The sequence below is a fragment of the Chromobacterium fluminis genome, from assembly GCF_011602385.1.
Classification (GTDB): Bacteria; Pseudomonadota; Gammaproteobacteria; order Burkholderiales; family Chromobacteriaceae; genus Chromobacterium; species Chromobacterium fluminis.
The window spans coordinates 159,795-176,122 of the sequence record NZ_JAAOMA010000002.1; the positions used below are offsets into that span (position 1 = coordinate 159,795).

At 62.0% G+C, this 16,328-nt stretch carries 14 protein-coding genes; 13 read left to right on the forward strand and 1 reads right to left on the reverse strand.

Annotation, left to right across the window (positions count from 1 at the left end):
• The first annotated feature begins 206 nt into the window (after positions 1-206).
• The 12 genes from sdhC to sucD all read left to right on the forward strand — a co-directional run bounded on the left by sdhC (position 207) and on the right by sucD (position 13,329).
• Positions 207-581, forward strand: coding sequence for a succinate dehydrogenase, cytochrome b556 subunit (gene sdhC, locus HA052_RS02195; RefSeq protein WP_019103264.1), 375 nt, complete (start codon positions 207-209; stop codon positions 579-581).
• Entirely contained in the window at positions 575-919 is a 345-nt protein-coding gene (sdhD, locus tag HA052_RS02200; RefSeq protein WP_081544310.1) for a succinate dehydrogenase, hydrophobic membrane anchor protein, read from the forward strand. The genes sdhC and sdhD overlap by 7 nt, the downstream gene beginning before the upstream one ends.
• Positions 919-2,691: a succinate dehydrogenase flavoprotein subunit gene (gene sdhA, locus HA052_RS02205; RefSeq protein WP_081544311.1), complete on the forward strand. Its 1,773-nt coding sequence runs from the start codon at positions 919-921 to the stop codon at positions 2,689-2,691. The genes sdhD and sdhA overlap by 1 nt, the downstream gene beginning before the upstream one ends.
• A gap of 13 nt (positions 2,692-2,704) precedes the next feature.
• A complete protein-coding gene (locus tag HA052_RS02210) occupies positions 2,705-3,415 on the forward strand; it encodes a succinate dehydrogenase iron-sulfur subunit (RefSeq protein ID WP_019103261.1) in 711 nt (236 codons plus the stop codon).
• Positions 3,412-3,660, forward strand: coding sequence for an FAD assembly factor SdhE (locus tag HA052_RS02215; protein ID WP_019103260.1), 249 nt, complete (start codon positions 3,412-3,414; stop codon positions 3,658-3,660). The genes HA052_RS02210 and HA052_RS02215 overlap by 4 nt, the downstream gene beginning before the upstream one ends.
• Positions 3,661-3,713: 53 nt before the next feature.
• Complete coding sequence (gene gltA / locus HA052_RS02220) at positions 3,714-5,006, forward strand: citrate synthase (protein ID WP_081544313.1); 1,293 nt, start codon at positions 3,714-3,716, stop codon at positions 5,004-5,006.
• A 196-nt stretch (positions 5,007-5,202) separates the two neighbouring features.
• Complete coding sequence (locus tag HA052_RS02225; protein ID WP_166450601.1) at positions 5,203-8,031, forward strand: 2-oxoglutarate dehydrogenase E1 component; 2,829 nt, start codon at positions 5,203-5,205, stop codon at positions 8,029-8,031.
• 52 nt (positions 8,032-8,083) lie between these two features.
• The gene (gene odhB, locus HA052_RS02230; protein ID WP_081544315.1) at positions 8,084-9,325 is read left to right on the forward strand and encodes a 2-oxoglutarate dehydrogenase complex dihydrolipoyllysine-residue succinyltransferase; all 1,242 of its coding nucleotides are present in this window, start codon (positions 8,084-8,086) and stop codon (positions 9,323-9,325) included.
• Positions 9,326-9,379: 54 nt separating this feature from the next.
• A complete protein-coding gene (locus tag HA052_RS02235) occupies positions 9,380-9,562 on the forward strand; it encodes a hypothetical protein (protein ID WP_081544316.1) in 183 nt (60 codons plus the stop codon).
• Positions 9,563-9,611: 49 nt separating this feature from the next.
• Positions 9,612-11,045: a dihydrolipoyl dehydrogenase gene (gene lpdA, locus HA052_RS02240; RefSeq protein WP_166450602.1), complete on the forward strand. Its 1,434-nt coding sequence runs from the start codon at positions 9,612-9,614 to the stop codon at positions 11,043-11,045.
• 199 nt (positions 11,046-11,244) lie between these two features.
• Positions 11,245-12,417: an ADP-forming succinate--CoA ligase subunit beta gene (sucC, locus tag HA052_RS02245; protein WP_166450603.1), complete on the forward strand. Its 1,173-nt coding sequence runs from the start codon at positions 11,245-11,247 to the stop codon at positions 12,415-12,417.
• 27 nt (positions 12,418-12,444) lie between these two features.
• Positions 12,445-13,329, forward strand: a complete 885-nt coding sequence (gene sucD, locus HA052_RS02250) for a succinate--CoA ligase subunit alpha (RefSeq protein ID WP_043592732.1) — start codon at positions 12,445-12,447, stop codon at positions 13,327-13,329.
• Positions 13,330-13,443: 114 nt separating this feature from the next.
• On the opposite strand, the gene HA052_RS02255 is transcribed toward sucD, so the two are convergent.
• Positions 13,444-14,088 carry a TetR/AcrR family transcriptional regulator gene (locus HA052_RS02255; RefSeq protein WP_081544319.1) on the reverse strand — a complete coding sequence of 215 codons (645 nt, stop codon included), beginning with the start codon at positions 14,086-14,088 and terminating at the stop codon, positions 13,444-13,446.
• 291 nt (positions 14,089-14,379) lie between these two features.
• Here HA052_RS02255 and HA052_RS02260 point away from each other — a divergent pair, with 291 nt between their 5' ends.
• A complete protein-coding gene (locus HA052_RS02260) occupies positions 14,380-16,266 on the forward strand; it encodes a methyl-accepting chemotaxis protein (protein WP_081544320.1) in 1,887 nt (628 codons plus the stop codon).
• The last annotated feature ends 62 nt before the right edge of the window (positions 16,267-16,328 follow it).

The window sequence follows — 16,328 nt, forward strand, 5'->3', positions numbered from 1 at the left end:
CTGGGCCGGCGGCGAAAGACGGGCCTCGGCCAGCCAGTTTTGCTAGAATCCCCGGGTCATATTGCACCGCGATATTCCTGGTGCGGCATGAGCGGTAATGACGGGCATCCAGCCATAACAAAAACGGAGCCCTTCAAGCGGGCGGCCTCGTAAGCGGGCCGTCTGTTGTGTAACCTCTTGGTTCTAAAAACATCCAAGGAAGCCATATGCAGAAGCAACGACCAAAGCACCTGGATCTGGCCAAGATCAGATTGCCGATCCCCGGCATCGTCTCGATCTTGCACCGGATCAGCGGTGTTGCGCTGTTCTTTTCTCTCCCACTGTTGATTTACCTGTTGCATGGTTCGCTGAGTTCGGCCGAATCGTTCGAAACCTACCGCGCCGTGGTGGGCAACCCGCTGATGAAGCTGGTGTTGCTCGGCTTGTTGTGGGCCTATATGCACCACTTCTGTGCCGGTATCCGTTTCCTCTTCCTCGATATTCATAAAGGTCTCGAACTGCAGACCGCCCGCGCCACCGCCAAGACCGTTGTGGCAGTCAGCCTGGCGCTGACCGTGGTTCTGGGAGTTGCTCTATGGTAAATCGCAATGTCGTCGGCGCCGGCTATGGCCTGCGCGATTGGATCATGCAGCGCGTCACCGCGGTGATCATGTTGATCTACACCGTGGCTTTGGCTTTGTTCCTGTTGACCATGCCGTCCGGCTACGAAGGCTGGAAGGCGTTCTTCGGCCAGTTCTGGGTGCAATTGCTGACTCAGGTGAGCTTGATCGCCCTGTTCCTCCACGTATGGGTGGGCATCCGCGATCTGTGGATGGACTATGTGAAGCCGGCGGGCATTCGCCTGGCGCTGCACGTGTTCACCATCGTCTGGCTGGTTTCCTGTTTTATCTATTCCGTTAAAGTGGTCTGGGGGCTGTAATGGGTATTCCTGTTCGTCATTTCGACGCCGTTATCGTTGGGGCAGGCGGAGCAGGCATGCGCGCGGCCTTGCAATTGTCCGAGGCCGGCCTGAAGACAGCTGTGCTGTCCAAGGTATTCCCGACCCGCTCCCACACTGTTGCCGCCCAGGGCGGCGTGTCCGCTTCGCTCGGCAATTCCGAGGAAGATCATTGGCACTGGCATATGTACGACACCGTCAAGGGGTCGGACTGGCTGGGCGATCAGGACGCCATCGAATTCATGTGCCGCGAAGCGCCCAAGGTGGTGGTGGAGCTGGAGCACTTCGGCATGCCGTTCGACCGCAACGCCGATGGTTCCATCTATCAGCGCCCGTTCGGCGGCCATATGTCGAACTTCGGCGAGAAGCCGGTGCGCCGCGCTTGCGCCGCCGCGGACCGGACCGGCCACGCCATGCTGCACGCGCTGTACCAGCGCAATGTGCGCGCCAACACCCATTTCTTCGTTGAATGGATGGCGCTGGACCTGATCCGCGACGCCGACGGCAATGTCCAGGGCGTGATCGCCATGGAAATGGAAACCTCGGAAATCGTCGTGTTCCAGGCCAAGGCCACCCTGTTCGCCACCGGCGGCGCCGGCCGCATCTTCGCTTCGTCGACCAATGCCTTCATCAATACCGGCGACGGTTTGGGCATGGCCGCTCGCGCCGGCATTCCGCTGGAAGACATGGAGTTCTGGCAGTTCCACCCGACCGGCGTGGCCGGCGCGGGCGTGCTGATCACCGAAGGCGTGCGCGGCGAAGGAGGCATTCTGCGCAATGCGCAGGGCGAGCGTTTCATGGAGCGCTACGCGCCCAACGCCAAGGATCTGGCCTCCCGCGACGTGGTGTCGCGCGCGATGGTGACCGAGATCAACGAAGGCCGCGGCTGCGGTCCGAACAAGGATCACGTGCTGCTGGACATCACCCATCTGGATCCGGAAGTGATCATGTCCAAGCTGCCGGGCATCCGCGAGATCTCGATCAAGTTCGCCGGCGTGGACCCGATCAAGGCCCCGATTCCGGTGGTGCCCACCTGCCATTACCAGATGGGCGGCATTCCCACCAACTACCACGGCGAAGTGGTGGTGCACGGCGAAAAAGTGCAGGGCTTCTATGCTGCCGGCGAATGTGCGTGCGCGTCGGTGCACGGCGCCAACCGCCTGGGCACCAACTCGCTGTTGGACTTGCTGGTGTTCGGCAAGAGCTCGGCCAACTCCATGATCGAGTTCATCAAGCAGCATCCGGAAGATCTGCCGGAACTGGCGCAGGCCGATGTAGAACGTTCGCTGGCCCGCGTCGAGCGTCTGAACACGCAGACCGGCGGCGTGCAGGTCAACGACGCACGCGAAGCCATGCAGCGCACCATGCAGGCGCACTGCGGCGTGTTCCGCTTCAAGGACATGCTGGCCGAAGGCGTGGAGAAGATTCTGGAAGTGGAGAAACTGGTGCAGCGCACTGAGATCTCCGACAAGTCCAATGTCTTCAACACCGCCCGCATTGAAGCGCTGGAGCTGGAAAACCTGATCGAAGTGGCCAAGGCCACCATGATTTCGGCCAACGCCCGCACCGAATCGCGCGGCGCCCATGTGCGCGACGACGCCAAGGACTCCGAGGAAACCCCGAACGGCCGCGACGACAAGAACTGGCTGAAGCACACGCTGTGGTATCGCGAAGCCAACCGTCTGGACTACAAGCCGGTCAATCTGAAGCCGCTGTCGGTCGATACGATCGCGCTGAAGACCCGCTCCTACTAAGGGTTCCATCAAGATGACTACCGAAACCGTCAAATTCCGCATCTACCGCTACAATCCGGAAACCGATGCCAAGCCGTACATGCAGGACATCAGCGTGGAGATGAGCTCCACCGAGCACAAGCTCCTGGACGCGCTGGTCAAGCTGAAGGTGAAGGACGATACGCTGAGCTTTCGCCGCTCCTGTCGCGAAGGCGTGTGCGGTTCCGACGCCATGAACATCAACGGCAAGAACGGCCTGGCCTGCCTGACCGACTTCCGCGACCTGAAACAGCCGATCGAACTGCGTCCGCTGCCGGGTCTGCCGGTGATCCGCGATCTGATCGTGGACATGACCCAGTTCTTCAAGCAGTACCACTCGATCAAGCCTTACGTGATCAACGACACGCCGCCGCCGGAGCGCGAACGCAAGCAGTCTCCGGAAGACCGCAAGGAACTGGACGGCCTGTACGAGTGCATTTTGTGCGCTTGCTGCTCGACGTCCTGCCCGTCCTTCTGGTGGAACCCGGACAAGTTCGTCGGTCCGGCCGGCCTGTTGGCCGCCTACCGCTTCATCGCGGACACGCGCGACGAAGCCACCAAGGAGCGTCTGGACAACCTGGAAGATCCGTACCGCTTGTTCCGTTGCCACACCATCATGAACTGCGTGGACGTGTGTCCCAAGGGCCTGAATCCGACCAAGGCGATTGGCAAGATCAAGGACCTGATGGTCAAGCGTGCAGTATGACCGCCTACGATCCGATTGAACTCAAGCGGATCCGTTGGCGGTCCCGGCGGGGGCTGCTGGAGCTGGATCTGGTGCTGGAGAAGTTCTTCGCCGGCCCCTTCGACCAGCTGGCCCCGGCCGAGATTGAGGCTTATAGGCGGTTGTTGGACTTGCCCGATACCGATTTTCTGGACGTCGTCAGCGGCAAGGCCGATTTGGACGATCCGGAAGAGATGGCCATCGTGGCGATTCTCCGCTCGCTCTGACGGCTATGCATCACCCCAATTACAACGACCATAAACCGACTGGGAGTATTGCTGTGGAAACTAATCGCAAAGTAACGCTCACATACAACGAGGGTAAGGAAACTCTGGATTTGCCGGTCCAGAGCGGCACTTTGGGGCCGGATGTCGTCGACATCCGCACCTTCTCCAAAACCGGCATGTTCACGTTCGACCCGGGCTTCCTGGCCACCGCCAGCTGCGAATCCGGCATTACCTTCATCGACGGCGATCTGGGCCAGCTCTACTACCGCGGCTACCCGATCGAGCAACTCGCCGAGAAAAGCGACTACCTTGAAGTCTGCTACCTGCTGCTGAACGGCGAACTGCCGACCGCGGCGCAGCGCAAGGAATTTGAACGCGGCATCATGCGCCACAATATGCTGCATGATCAGCTGATGAGCCTGTTCAAGGGCTTCCGCCGCGACGCGCATCCGATGGCCGTGATGGTGGGCGTGGTGGGCGCGCTGTCCGCCTTCTACCATGACTCGCTGGACATCTCCAATCCTGAGCATCGCCGCATTTCCGCGCATCGCCTGGTGGCCAAGCTGCCGACCATCGCCGCGCAAGCTTACCGCTACAACAAGGGCCTGCCGTTCTCCTACCCGAAAAACGGCCTGACCTACGCGGAAAACTTCCTGCACATGATGTTCTCCACCCCGTGCGAAGAATACAAGGTGAACCCGGTGCTGGCGCGCGCGCTGGACCGCATCTTCACTCTGCACGCGGACCATGAGCAGAACGCCTCCACCTCCACCGTGCGTCTGGCCGGCTCCTCCGGCGCCAATCCCTTCGCCTGCATCGCCGCCGGCATCGCCTGCCTGTGGGGCCCGTCTCACGGCGGCGCCAACGAAGCCGTGCTGAAGATGCTGGATGAGATCGGCAGCGTGGAAAACGTGGCCGACTTCATGCAAGGCGTGAAGGACAAGCGCTACAAACTGATGGGCTTCGGCCATCGCGTGTACAAGAACATGGACCCGCGCGCCTCCATCATGAAGCAGACCTGCGACGAAGTGCTGAACGAGCTGGGCCTGCACAACGATCCCAAGTTCAAACTGGCGATGGAACTGGAAAAGATCGCGTTGTCCGATCCGTATTTCATCGAGCGCAAGCTGTACCCGAACGTGGACTTCTACTCCGGCATTGTGCTGTCGGCGATCGGCATCCCGGTGTCGATGTTCACCCCGATCTTCGCGCTGGCCCGCACCGTGGGCTGGATCGCCCACTGGAGCGAGATGATCTCCGACCCGGCGATGAAGATCGGCCGTCCGCGTCAGTTGTACACCGGCGCCCCTCGCCGCGATTTCACCGCGGTGGAGAAACGCAAGTAAGCAGGAACGAGGGTTGGCTGGAGCAGGGCTTCAGCCAGCCTTTTTTTCCGGCCCGACGGCGGGCCGAGGCAGGGCAGAGTGTTATGGGAAGCACAACAAAAGTTTTTCCGATAGCGTTTTCCCCATGCTGCAACAGGGAGTTCGCGCCAGGGCGTAGCTGGCCGGATTCCGAACAGAAACGACAAAGGGTAGCCCCATGATGCAATCCATGTACAGCCATTCTTACCTGTTCGGTGGGAATGCACCGTTCATCGAGGAGCTGTACGAACAGTACCTCGCTGACGCCAATTCCGTTCCGAATGAGTGGCGCGACTATTTCGACAAGCTGGCGCAAGCGCCGGGCGCTGCCGAACGCGATGTGCCGCACATGCCGATCCAGGAATCCTTTATTCAGCTGGCCAAAAAGCCGGCCGCCGGCCAGCGCGCCGGCAGCGGGGCTGAATGGGACACCATGCAAAAGCAGGTGGGGGTGCTGAAACTGATTTCCGCCTACCGCGTGCTGGGCAGCCGCCAGGCCAACCTGGACCCGCTCAAGCGCATGGATCAGGAACTGGTGCGCGAACTGGATCCGGCTACCCATGGACTGACCGGCGCCGATATGGCGGTGCAATTCAACGCCGGCTCGCTGGTGGGCTCGCAGAAGATGCCGCTGTCCGACATCCTGGCGCGTCTGAAGCAGACCTACTGCGGCAATATCGGCGTCGAGTACATGCACATCACCAAGTCGGATGAAAAGCATTGGGTGCAAAAACGCTTTGAGGGCGACTTGTCCACGCCGCATTACGACGCGGCCAAGAAGCAGCGCATCCTGAAGCAGATCACCGCCGCAGAGACGCTGGAACGCTATCTGCACACCAAATACGTCGGCCAGAAGCGCTTCTCGCTGGAAGGCGGCGAGTCCGCCATCGCCGCGCTGGACCATCTGATCCAGAACGCCACCGGCCAAGGCGTGCAGGAACTGATCATCGGCATGGCTCACCGCGGCCGTTTGAACGTGCTGGTCAATACTCTGGGCAAACTGCCGCGCGACCTGTTCGCCGAATTCGAAGGCAAGGCCGCCCAGCAAATGGCCTCCGGCGACGTGAAGTACCACATGGGCTTCTCGTCCGACATCCCGACCGCCGACGGCCCGATGCATGTGTCGCTGGCCTTCAACCCTTCTCACCTGGAAATCGTCAACCCGGTGGTGGAGGGCTCGGTGCGCGCGCGCCAAGAGCGTCGCAAGGACGCGGAACGCAAGACCGCGGTGCCGGTACTGATCCACGGCGATTCCGCCTTTGGCGGCCTGGGCGTCAACCAGGGCACTTTCAACCTGTCGCAGACCCGCGGTTACGGCACCGGCGGCACGATACACATCGTGATCAACAATCAGGTGGGTTTCACCACCTCGGATACCCGCGACATCCGCTCCACCATGTATTGCACCGACGTGGCCAAGATGATCGAAGCGCCGATCTTCCACGTCAACGGCGATGATCCGGAAGCCGTCTGCTATGTGATGCAGGCCGCGCTGGACTACCGCATGACCTTCAAGAAGGACGTGGTCATCGATCTGGTGTGCTATCGCAAACTGGGCCACAACGAGGGCGACGATCCCTTCCTGACCCAGCCGATGATGTACAAGAAGATCGCCAAGCACCAAGGCGTGCGCGCGATGTACGCCGAGCGTCTGGTGCAGGAAGGCGTGCTGAAGGCGGAAGAAGCCGACGCGCAGATCCAGGCCTACCGCGACGCGCTGGACAAGGGCGAGCACGTAGAGCAGACCGCGCTGACCAACTACAAGCGCGAGCACGCGCTGGACTTCAGCCAGTATCTGGGCACCCATTGGGCGCACCCGACCGACACCTCCTTGCCGCAGGCCGATATCCAGCGTCTGACCGACAAGTTCACCTCGCTGCCGGACGGCTTCAAGCTGCACCCGACGGTGCAGAAGGTGCTGGCCGCACGCAAGGCGATGGCCGCGGGCGAGCAGAACGCGGACTGGGGCATGGCCGAGACCCTGGCTTACGCCAGCCTGGTGACCAACGGCTTTGGCGTGCGCCTGTCCGGCGAAGACTCCGGCCGCGGCACTTTCTCCCATCGCCATTCGGTTTTGCACGACCAGAACCGCGAGAGTTGGGACCAAGGCAGCTATGTGCCGCTGCGCAATATGTCCGACAACCAGGCCGATTTCCTGGTGATCGACTCCATCCTGAACGAAGAAGCGGTGCTGGCCTATGAATACGGTTATGCCTGTTCCGCTCCGGATCAGTTGGTGATTTGGGAAGCTCAGTTCGGCGACTTCGCCAACGGCGCCCAGGTGGCCATCGACCAGTTCATTTCCTCCGGCGAGACCAAGTGGGGCCGTCTGTGCGGCCTGACCACCATCCTGCCGCATGGCTACGACGGCCAAGGCCCGGAACATTCGTCCGCGCGCCTGGAGCGTTGGCTGCAACTGTGCGCCGAGCACAATATGCAGGTGGTGATGCCGTCCGAAGCTTCGCAGATGTTCCACATGCTGCGTCGTCAGGTGCTGCGCCCGTACCGCAAGCCGCTGGTGATCTTCCTGTCCAAGCGCCTGCTGCGTTTCAAGGATTCGATGAGCCCGATCGAAGCGTTCACCAGCGGCAGCTTCCGCCCGGTGATCGGCGACTCGGTGGTGCAGGACGCCAAGAAGGTCAAGCGCGTGTTGCTGTGCGCCGGCCAGGTGTATTACGACCTTGCCGCCGCCCGCAAGGAGCGCGGTCTGGACGACGATATCGCCATCGTGCGCATCGAGCAGCTTTACCCGTTCCCGACCGAGCAGGTGGCCGCCGAGCTGGCACGCTTCCCGCAGGCTCGCGAAGTGATGTGGGTGCAGGAAGAGCCGCGCAACCAGGGCGCGTGGTACCAGATCCGTCACCGCCTGGAAGGCCTGCTGGGCGCCAAGCAGTCGTTGTCCTTTGCCGGCCGTCCGTCGTCCGCTTCCCCGGCCGTAGGCTATATGAGCAAACACGTCGCCCAACTCAAGGCTTTCGTTGAAGAAGCCATGTCGGTCGCCAAATAACCACTGAATGAGTTCGAGGCAGCCGGAGGGCTGCCTCTACATGGAGAAGAACATGCTGATTGAAGTCACTGTCCCGCAACTGCCCGAGTCCGTATCCGAAGCCACGCTGATGAGCTGGCACAAGAAGGTTGGCCAAGCCGTCAGCCGCGACGAGAACCTGATCGACCTGGAAACCGACAAGGTGGTGCTGGAACTGCCGGCGCCCCAGGCAGGCGTGATCGTTGAAATCATCGTGGAAGATGGCGCCACCGTGGTGTCCGGCCAGTTGATCGCCAAGATCGACACCGCCGCCAAGGCCGGCGACGTGGCTCCGGCCGCTGCCGCCGCGCCGGCTCCGGCAGCCGCCCCTGCGCCCGCCGCCGCACCGGCAGGCGGAGCCGCCATGCCGTCCGCCGCCAAGCTGGCCGCCGAAACCGGCGTGGACCTGTCCAAAGTGGCCGGTTCCGGCCGCGACGGCCGTGTGTTGAAAGAAGACGTGCAGGCCGCCAAGCAAGCCGCTCCCGCCCAGGCCGGCCCGGTGCTGGCTCCGGCTGCTGCCGGCGCCGCGCTGTCCGCCACCCCGGCCGCGGTCAATGTCGCCGCCATTCTGTCCGACCGCCCGGAACAGAGCGTGCCGATGTCCCGTCTGCGTCAGCGCGTGGCCGAGCGTCTGATCCTGTCGCAGCAGACCAACGCCATCCTCACCACCTTCAATGAAGTGAACATGAAGCCGGTGATGGACCTGCGCGCCAAGTACAAGGACCGCTTCGAGAAGGAACACGGCATCAAGCTGGGCTTCATGGGCTTCTTCGTCAAGGCCGTGGTGGCCGCGCTGAAGAAATACCCCATCGTCAACGCCTCGGTGGACGGCAACAACATCATCTATCACGGCTACTTCGACATTGGCGTGGCCGTGGGCAGCCCGCGCGGCCTGGTAGTACCGGTGATCCGCAACGCCGACCAACTGAGCCTGGCCGACATCGAGAAGCAGATCTCCGAATTCGGCAAGCGCGCTCAGGAAGGCAAGCTGACGGTGGAAGAACTGACCGGCGGCACCTACACCATCTCCAACGGCGGCACCTTCGGTTCGATGATGTCCACCCCCATCATCAACCCGCCGCAGTCCGCGATTCTGGGCATGCACGCCACCAAGGAGCGCGCCGTGGTTGAGAACGGTCAAGTGGTGGTGCGCCCGATGATGTATCTTGCCCAGTCCTACGACCACCGCATCATCGACGGCCGCGAAGCCGTGCTGAGCCTGGTGGCGATCAAGGACGCGATTGAAGATCCGGCCCGCCTGATCCTCGACTTGTAATCACCCGCGGCCGGGAGCGCGCTCTCGGCCTGTCTTGCGATGAATGGAGCTTGAATGCAGTTGCCCGACTGGTTTTACGGAATTGCCGCCATCCTGGCCGGCGTGGCCATAGGCTGGCTGACCTGGAAAAAACGCAAAAACGGCGTGCGCGAAGACCTGTACAGCTTGATCGGCAAAAGCATTCTCTGCCTGTTCATGATCGCATTCGGCATTCTGCTGCTGAAGGTCGGCAAGTAGACCCGGCAGCCGGCGGGCCGCGCGCCCGCCACCGACAAAGGAAAACAAGATGAGCCAATCGTTTGATGTAGTGGTGATCGGCGGCGGCCCCGGCGGTTACGTAGCCGCCATCCGCGCCGCCCAGCTGGGCTTCAACACCGCCTGCGTGGACGCGTTCAAGAACCCGGAAGGCAAGGCGTCGCTGGGCGGCACCTGCCTGAACGTCGGTTGCATCCCGTCCAAGGCGCTGCTGCAGTCGTCGGAAAACTTCCACGCGGTGCAGCACGATTTCGCCAAGCACGGCATCAGCGTCTCCGGCGCCAAGATGGACGTCGCGCAGATGATTTCGCGCAAGACCGACATCATCAGCAAGAACGCCGCCGGCATCAGCTTCCTGTTCAAAAAGAACAAGGTCGCCAACATCCACGGTCTGGCCGCTTTCAAGGGCCGCCAGGGCGAGAAGTGGGTGATCGAGGTCAGCGACGGCGGCAAGGTGGTGGACACCCTGGAAGCCGGACACGTTATCGTGGCCACCGGCTCCAGCCCGCGCGCGCTGCCGGGCCTGGCCACCGACAACAAGCTGGTGCTGGACAACGAAGGCGCGTTGGCGTTGACGGACGTACCGAAGCGCCTGGGCGTGATCGGTGCCGGCGTGATCGGCCTGGAAATGGGCTCGGTCTGGAAGCGTCTGGGCGCGGAGGTCACCATCCTGGAAGCGATGCCGACCTTCCTCGCCGCGGCCGACCAGCAGATCGCCAAGGAAGCCTTCAAGACCCTGACCAAGGACACCGGCCTGGACATCAAGCTGGGCGTCAAGATCGGCGAAGTGAAGGCCGGCAAGAAGAGCGTCACCGTCAATTACGAACTGAACGGCGAAGCGGTCAAGGCCGAGTTCGACAAGCTGATCGTTTCCATCGGCCGCGTGCCCAACACCCAGGGCCTGGGCGCCGATGCGGTGGGTCTGCAGCTGGACGAGCGCGGCTTCGTGGCGGTGGACGACCATTGCCACACCAATCTGCCCAATGTCTGGGCGATCGGCGACGTGGTGCGCGGCCCGATGCTGGCGCACAAGGCGTCGGAAGAGGGCGTGGCCGTGGCCGAGCGCATCGCCGGCCAGAAGCCGCACGTGGATTTCGGCGTGATTCCGTGGGTGATCTACACTTCTCCGGAAATCGCCTGGGTCGGCAAGACCGAGGAGCAGCTCAAGGCCGAAGGCGTTGAGTACAAGAAGGGCTCTTCCGGCTTTGGCGCCAACGGCCGCGCGCTGGGCTTGGGCCAAGCGCAAGGCACGGTCAAGATCCTGGCCTGCGCCAAGACCGACCGCATCCTGGGCCTGCACATGATAGGCCCGATGGTGTCCGAGCTGGTCAGCGAAGGCGTGGTGTCGATGGAGTTCAAGGCCGCCAGCGAAGACCTGGCGCGCATTGTCCACGCTCACCCGTCCTTGTCCGAAGTGATACACGAAGCCGCCCTGGCCGCCGACAAGCGCGCCTTGCACGGCTAAGCGTTCGCCGGGTCGTGTACAATCGCGCACGGCTCGGCAAAACGGCTCCCTTGGGAGCCGGTTGACGGAGTATGCGGCGACGCCGGTCAGCCTGGGGGGTGACGGCGCGCGCCAGATACATTAAAGGTTTACAAGCGACTCAAAGAAATAGGGGCGTCGGTTTCAGCCCGCCATCCATTTCTCCGAAAGGAAACCATAGATGAACCTGCACGAATACCAAGCGAAAGAGCTGCTGGCCAAATACGGCCTGCCGGTGCAACAGGGCATTCTGGCCGCTACGCCGGAAGAAGCCGCTGCCGCTTACGATAAACTGGGCGGCAAATTCGCCGTCGTCAAGGCTCAGGTGCATGCCGGCGGCCGCGGCAAGGCCGGTGGCGTGAAAGTGGTGAAAAGCCGCGAAGAAGCCGCCGAAGTGGCCAAGGGCCTGATTGGTAAAAACCTGGTGACTTACCAGACCGACGCCGCCGGCCAGCCGGTGAACAGCGTGCTGGTGTGCGAAGACATGTACCCGGTGCAGCGCGAACTCTATCTGGGCGCCGTGGTTGACCGCGGCAGCCAGCGCGTGGTGTTCATGGTGTCCACCGAAGGCGGCGTGGAAATCGAGAAAGTGGCCGAGGAAACTCCGGAAAAGATCATCAAGATCGAAGTGGACCCGCTGGTCGGCATGCAGCCGTTCCAGGCCCGCGACGCCGCTTTCGCGCTGGGCCTGTCCGGCGCGCAAGTCGCGGCGTTCAGCAAGCTGATGCTGGGTTCTTACAAGGCCTTTGTTGAAAACGACTTCGCGCTGTTCGAAGTGAATCCGCTGGCGCTGCGCGAAAACGGCGAACTGGCCTGCGTGGACGGCAAGATCAATCTGGACTCCAACGCGCTGTACCGCCACCCGGACCTGCTGGCGCAACGCGACAAGAGCCAGGAAAACGAACGCGAAGTGAAAGCTTCCGAGTTCGACCTGAACTACGTGGCGCTGGAAGGCAATATCGGTTGCATGGTGAACGGCGCCGGCCTGGCGATGGCCACCATGGACATCATCAAGCTGAAGGGCGGCCAGCCGGCCAACTTCCTGGACGTGGGCGGCGGCGCTACCAAAGAGCGCGTGATCGAAGCCTTCAAGTTGATCCTGGCCGATACCTCGGTGCAGGGCGTGCTGATCAACATCTTCGGCGGCATCGTGCGTTGCGACATGATCGCCGAAGCCATCATCGCCGCGGTGAAGGAAGTGAACGTGACCGTGCCGGTCGTGGTGCGTCTGGAAGGCAACAACGCCGAGCTGGGCGCCAAGATCCTGGACGACTCCGGTCTGAAACTGACTTCCGCCCAGGGTCTGAACGACGCTGCCGAGAAGATCGTCGCCGCCGTCAAGGCCGCTGCCTGAGACCCGCACTGAGCTGAGGAATACAAAATGAGCGTATTGGTAAACAAAGACACCAAAGTGCTGGTGCAAGGCTTCACCGGCAAGAACGGCACTTTCCACGCCGAGCAGGCGCTGAAAGTGGGCACCAAGGTTGTAGGCGGCGTGACCCCGGGCAAAGGCGGTTCCGAGCACCTGGGCCTGCCGGTGTTCAACACCATGAAGGACGCCGTGCGTCAGACCCAGGCAGACGCCTCGGTGATCTACGTGCCCGCGGCCTTCGCCAAGGATTCCATCCTGGAAGCGATCGACAGCGGCGTGAAGCTGATTGTCTGCATCACCGAAGGCGTGCCCACCCTGGACATGCTCTACGTGAAGAAAGCTGTGGACGAAGCCGGCATTCGCCTGATCGGCCCGAACTGCCCCGGCATCATCACTCCGGGCGAGTGCAAGATCGGCATCATGCCGTGGCACATCCACAATCCGGGCCGCATCGGCATCGTGTCCCGTTCCGGCACCCTGACCTATGAAGCCGTGGCGCAAACCACCGCGCTGGGTCTGGGTCAGTCCACCTGCATCGGCATCGGCGGCGACCCGATCCCGGGCACCAGCCACATCGACGCGCTGAAACTGTTCCAGGATGATCCGGACACCGACGCCATCGTGATGATCGGCGAAATCGGCGGTTCCGCCGAGGAAGAGGCGGCCGAGTTCGCCAAGTCCTACGTGACCAAGCCGGTGGTCGGCTACATCGCCGGCGTGACTGCTCCCAAGGGCAAGCGCATGGGCCATGCGGGCGCCATCATCTCCGGCGGCAAGGGCACGGCGGAAGAGAAGTTCAAGGCCTTCGAGAAGGCCGGCATCGCCTACACCCGCAGCCCGGCGGAAATCGGCAAGACCATGTTTGAGTTGCTGAAAAGCAAGGGCATGATCTAAGAAGCGGTTCACGATCTGCTGCGCTTGTTCTAGCTCGCGAGATCGTGGATGGATTCTAAGGCCGCATGCAAAACACCCCTGGTTGGCCAGGGGTGTTTTTTTATGCCTCGCCGTTCAGGCGTAGCGAGCGCAGACGCGGTCGAACGGCGGCCGGTAGCGCGGATCCACGTAAGGCGTCAGCAGATAGAGCAGGCTGCGACAGCCGTCTTTCACCATGCGTTCCAGCTCGCTGGGCGTGGCGGAATGCTTGAGCGTGGTCACCCAGCCGGTCTGCACCATCTGAAAGTGCTGGACCAGGTGCGCCAGTTGCTTGTCGTCGCCCAGCAGCACGCCCTCTTCGCGCAGCCGTGAGAACAGCTGGGCCAGCTTGCCGGCCAACTGGCCGCGCGACAGCTGCTGGTGGTTTTCCGCCAGTTCTGGGTGCAGGTAGTACAGGCTGGGCATGCTCTTGGGCAGGAAGCGGAAGCTCCAGATGTGCCGCAGCGTTTTTTCCATCGCCCCCACCATCGCCTCTATAGAGTTGCTGTGCCGGAGCGCGGCCGACAGTTGCTCCGCCATGCCTTTGACGTAGCGCTGGTAGAGCTCGCTGATGATCTCTTCCTTATTGCGGAAGTGATAGTACAACTTGCCGGTGCTGATATTCATCCGCTCGGCGATATGATTGGTGGTGATGACGCGCTCGCCCTCCTGATTGAACAGCTGCAAGCTGGCGTCAACGATGTTCTGAAAGGTTTGCGACCGTTCGCCGCTTTTACTCATCTTGGCCCCTTTCTGTCTAATAACCGGGCGCCGCCCATTGCCGTGGCCGCGTCCAGGCGCAAGTATCGCTCAAATTGGGGTGAAATTGTCGTGGTTAGGGCAAATTGTCGACATTTTGTGACGCAAGCGTCGGCAAGATAAGCTCCGCAGGCGTTACGAGTATCTGAAATGCATGATTGAGGTGGCAGTTTGATTTAAAACATGCGCAAATATTTAAAGACATTGTTATTTTTAACAATGCATGACATCTCGTATGACGGATAATAACGCTTTTATCAGCAACGGCTTATCATGCGCTCCATCCGTCACAAGCTCACGCTGCTGACAGCGGTGTCCATTCTGGTCGCCACGCTCAGCATCACCATCACCGCCTGCCTGAATATCCGCTCCCACGCTTATCAAGAAGCGGAGCGGGAGATCAACCAAGTCGCCCAGCTACAGGGCGGCTTCGTGTCCGAATGGCTGTCGGTTCGCAAGAATCTGATCAGCGCCAGCCTCAGCCACGCCGACGACGCGCAGGTCAGCTACTATCTGCAGCAGCTGGCCAAGGGCGGCGGCTTCAACGTGATTTACGCCGGCAACGGCGCGACCGGCGACATGAAGTACTCGGTGCCGGGACGTCCCAAGCCCAGCGCCGACTACCAGCCGGCGCAACGTCCGTGGTTCCAGCAGTCCAAGGCTCAGGACGGCCTGATCGTCACCGACCCGTACAAAGACTCCGAGCCGGAAACCAAGGACAAGCTGGTGATCACCATCGCCGACAAGGTCAAGGGCCAGGACATCGTGGTGGGCGGCGACATTCTGATCGACAAGCTGGTCAAGTCGGTGCTGGACATCAAGCTGGCCGGCAAGGGCCATGCCTTCCTGCTGACCAAGCAGGGCAAGATCATCGCCTATCCCAAGCCGGGCAATGAACTCAAGCCCATCGGCAGCGTGATTCCGGCCTTGGACGAAGCCGCCTTCGCCAGCCTGTTGCAAAGCGACCAGGCCAAGAGCGTGGACATAGACGGCGGCGCCTATATGGTGGCCTTGCGTCCGATCGCCGGTTCCGACTGGGTGATGGGCGTGGCCGCGGACGAAGACGTGATCTCCTCCCAGGTCAACGGCATCATCTGGCTGATCGCCGGCGCCGTCGCCATCGTGCTGGCGGTGATGCTGACCTTCAGCTCCGCCTATCTGGGCCGCCTGCTCAAGGGCCTGTTCCAGGTGCGCGACGCGATGCGCGAAATCTCCCAGGGCGAAGGCGATCTGACCCGCCGCATCGAAGTGGCCGGCGAAGACGAGGTGGCGCAGACCGCGCAGGCCTTCAACCAGTTCGTGCAACGCCTGAACGGCATGTTCCGCGAACTGCGCGACGAAGCCGGGCAACTGACCCAGGGCGTCATCGAAGTCAGCGGCGCGGTGAAGCGTCTGGCCGATGATTCCCACGTGTTGGCGGATATCTCCAGCTCCAACGCCGCGGCGATCGAAGAAGTGACGGTGAGCATCTCCCACATCGCCGACGCCACCCGCGAGACCGACAGCCTGGCGCGCAATACCGGCGAGCATTCGCGCGAGAGCGCCAACGATATGCAGCGCATCAGCAGCGAGATGTCGCGCACCAGCGAATCGGTGGGCGAACTGTCCGGCCTGCTGGCGTCCTTGGAACAGCGTTCGCAGGAAATCTCCAAGATCACCAATGTGATCCGCGACATCGCCGACCAGACCAATCTCTTGGCCTTGAACGCGGCGATCGAAGCCGCGCGCGCCGGCGAGCAGGGCCGCGGCTTCGCCGTGGTGGCCGACGAAGTGCGCAAGCTGGCCGAGCGCACCGGCCAGGCCACGGTGGAAATCAGCCAGATGGTGGAAAACATTCTGGGCGAAACCGGCAAGGCGGTGCAGAACATGAACAGCACCGTCGGCGCGGTGGACAACAGCGTGGACCTGACCGCTCAGGCGCGCGCGCGCCTGACCGCGATCAGCGAGGCGATGCAGCAGGTGGTGGACAAGATCGGCGACGTGGCCCTGTCCACCAGCGAGCAGCACAACGCCACCACGGCGATGGCGCAGAGCACCGAGTCGATCAACAACCAGATCATCGACTCCGACTCCGCGCTGCAATCGGCGATGCAGACCCTGGGCTCCTTGAACGACCTGGCCCGCGGCATGCAGAGCACCTTCAACCGCTTCCGGCTCTAAACCGACTCAGCGATTGTCCGCGTAAGGAAACTCTCGCGCTTTCACATGGTCAGTCATACAAC

Excerpts from the sequence above, each read along its gene's own strand:
- odhB (WP_081544315.1), top strand. The coding sequence starts at position 8,084 with ATGCTGATTGAAGTCACTGTCCCGCAACTGCCCGAGTCCGTATCCGAA.
- sdhD (WP_081544310.1), top strand. The coding sequence starts at position 575 with ATGGTAAATCGCAATGTCGTCGGCGCCGGCTATGGCCTGCGCGATTGG.
- HA052_RS02215 (WP_019103260.1), top strand. The coding sequence starts at position 3,412 with ATGACCGCCTACGATCCGATTGAACTCAAGCGGATCCGTTGGCGGTCC.
- lpdA (WP_166450602.1), top strand. The coding sequence starts at position 9,612 with ATGAGCCAATCGTTTGATGTAGTGGTGATCGGCGGCGGCCCCGGCGGT.
- HA052_RS02235 (WP_081544316.1), top strand. The coding sequence starts at position 9,380 with ATGCAGTTGCCCGACTGGTTTTACGGAATTGCCGCCATCCTGGCCGGC.
- sucD (WP_043592732.1), top strand. The coding sequence starts at position 12,445 with ATGAGCGTATTGGTAAACAAAGACACCAAAGTGCTGGTGCAAGGCTTC.
- HA052_RS02225 (WP_166450601.1), top strand. The coding sequence starts at position 5,203 with ATGATGCAATCCATGTACAGCCATTCTTACCTGTTCGGTGGGAATGCA.
- HA052_RS02255 (WP_081544319.1), bottom strand. The coding sequence starts at position 14,088 with ATGAGTAAAAGCGGCGAACGGTCGCAAACCTTTCAGAACATCGTTGAC.
- HA052_RS02210 (WP_019103261.1), top strand. The coding sequence starts at position 2,705 with ATGACTACCGAAACCGTCAAATTCCGCATCTACCGCTACAATCCGGAA.
- sdhC (WP_019103264.1), top strand. The coding sequence starts at position 207 with ATGCAGAAGCAACGACCAAAGCACCTGGATCTGGCCAAGATCAGATTG.
- sdhA (WP_081544311.1), top strand. The coding sequence starts at position 919 with ATGGGTATTCCTGTTCGTCATTTCGACGCCGTTATCGTTGGGGCAGGC.
- sucC (WP_166450603.1), top strand. The coding sequence starts at position 11,245 with ATGAACCTGCACGAATACCAAGCGAAAGAGCTGCTGGCCAAATACGGC.
- HA052_RS02260 (WP_081544320.1), top strand. The coding sequence starts at position 14,380 with ATGCGCTCCATCCGTCACAAGCTCACGCTGCTGACAGCGGTGTCCATT.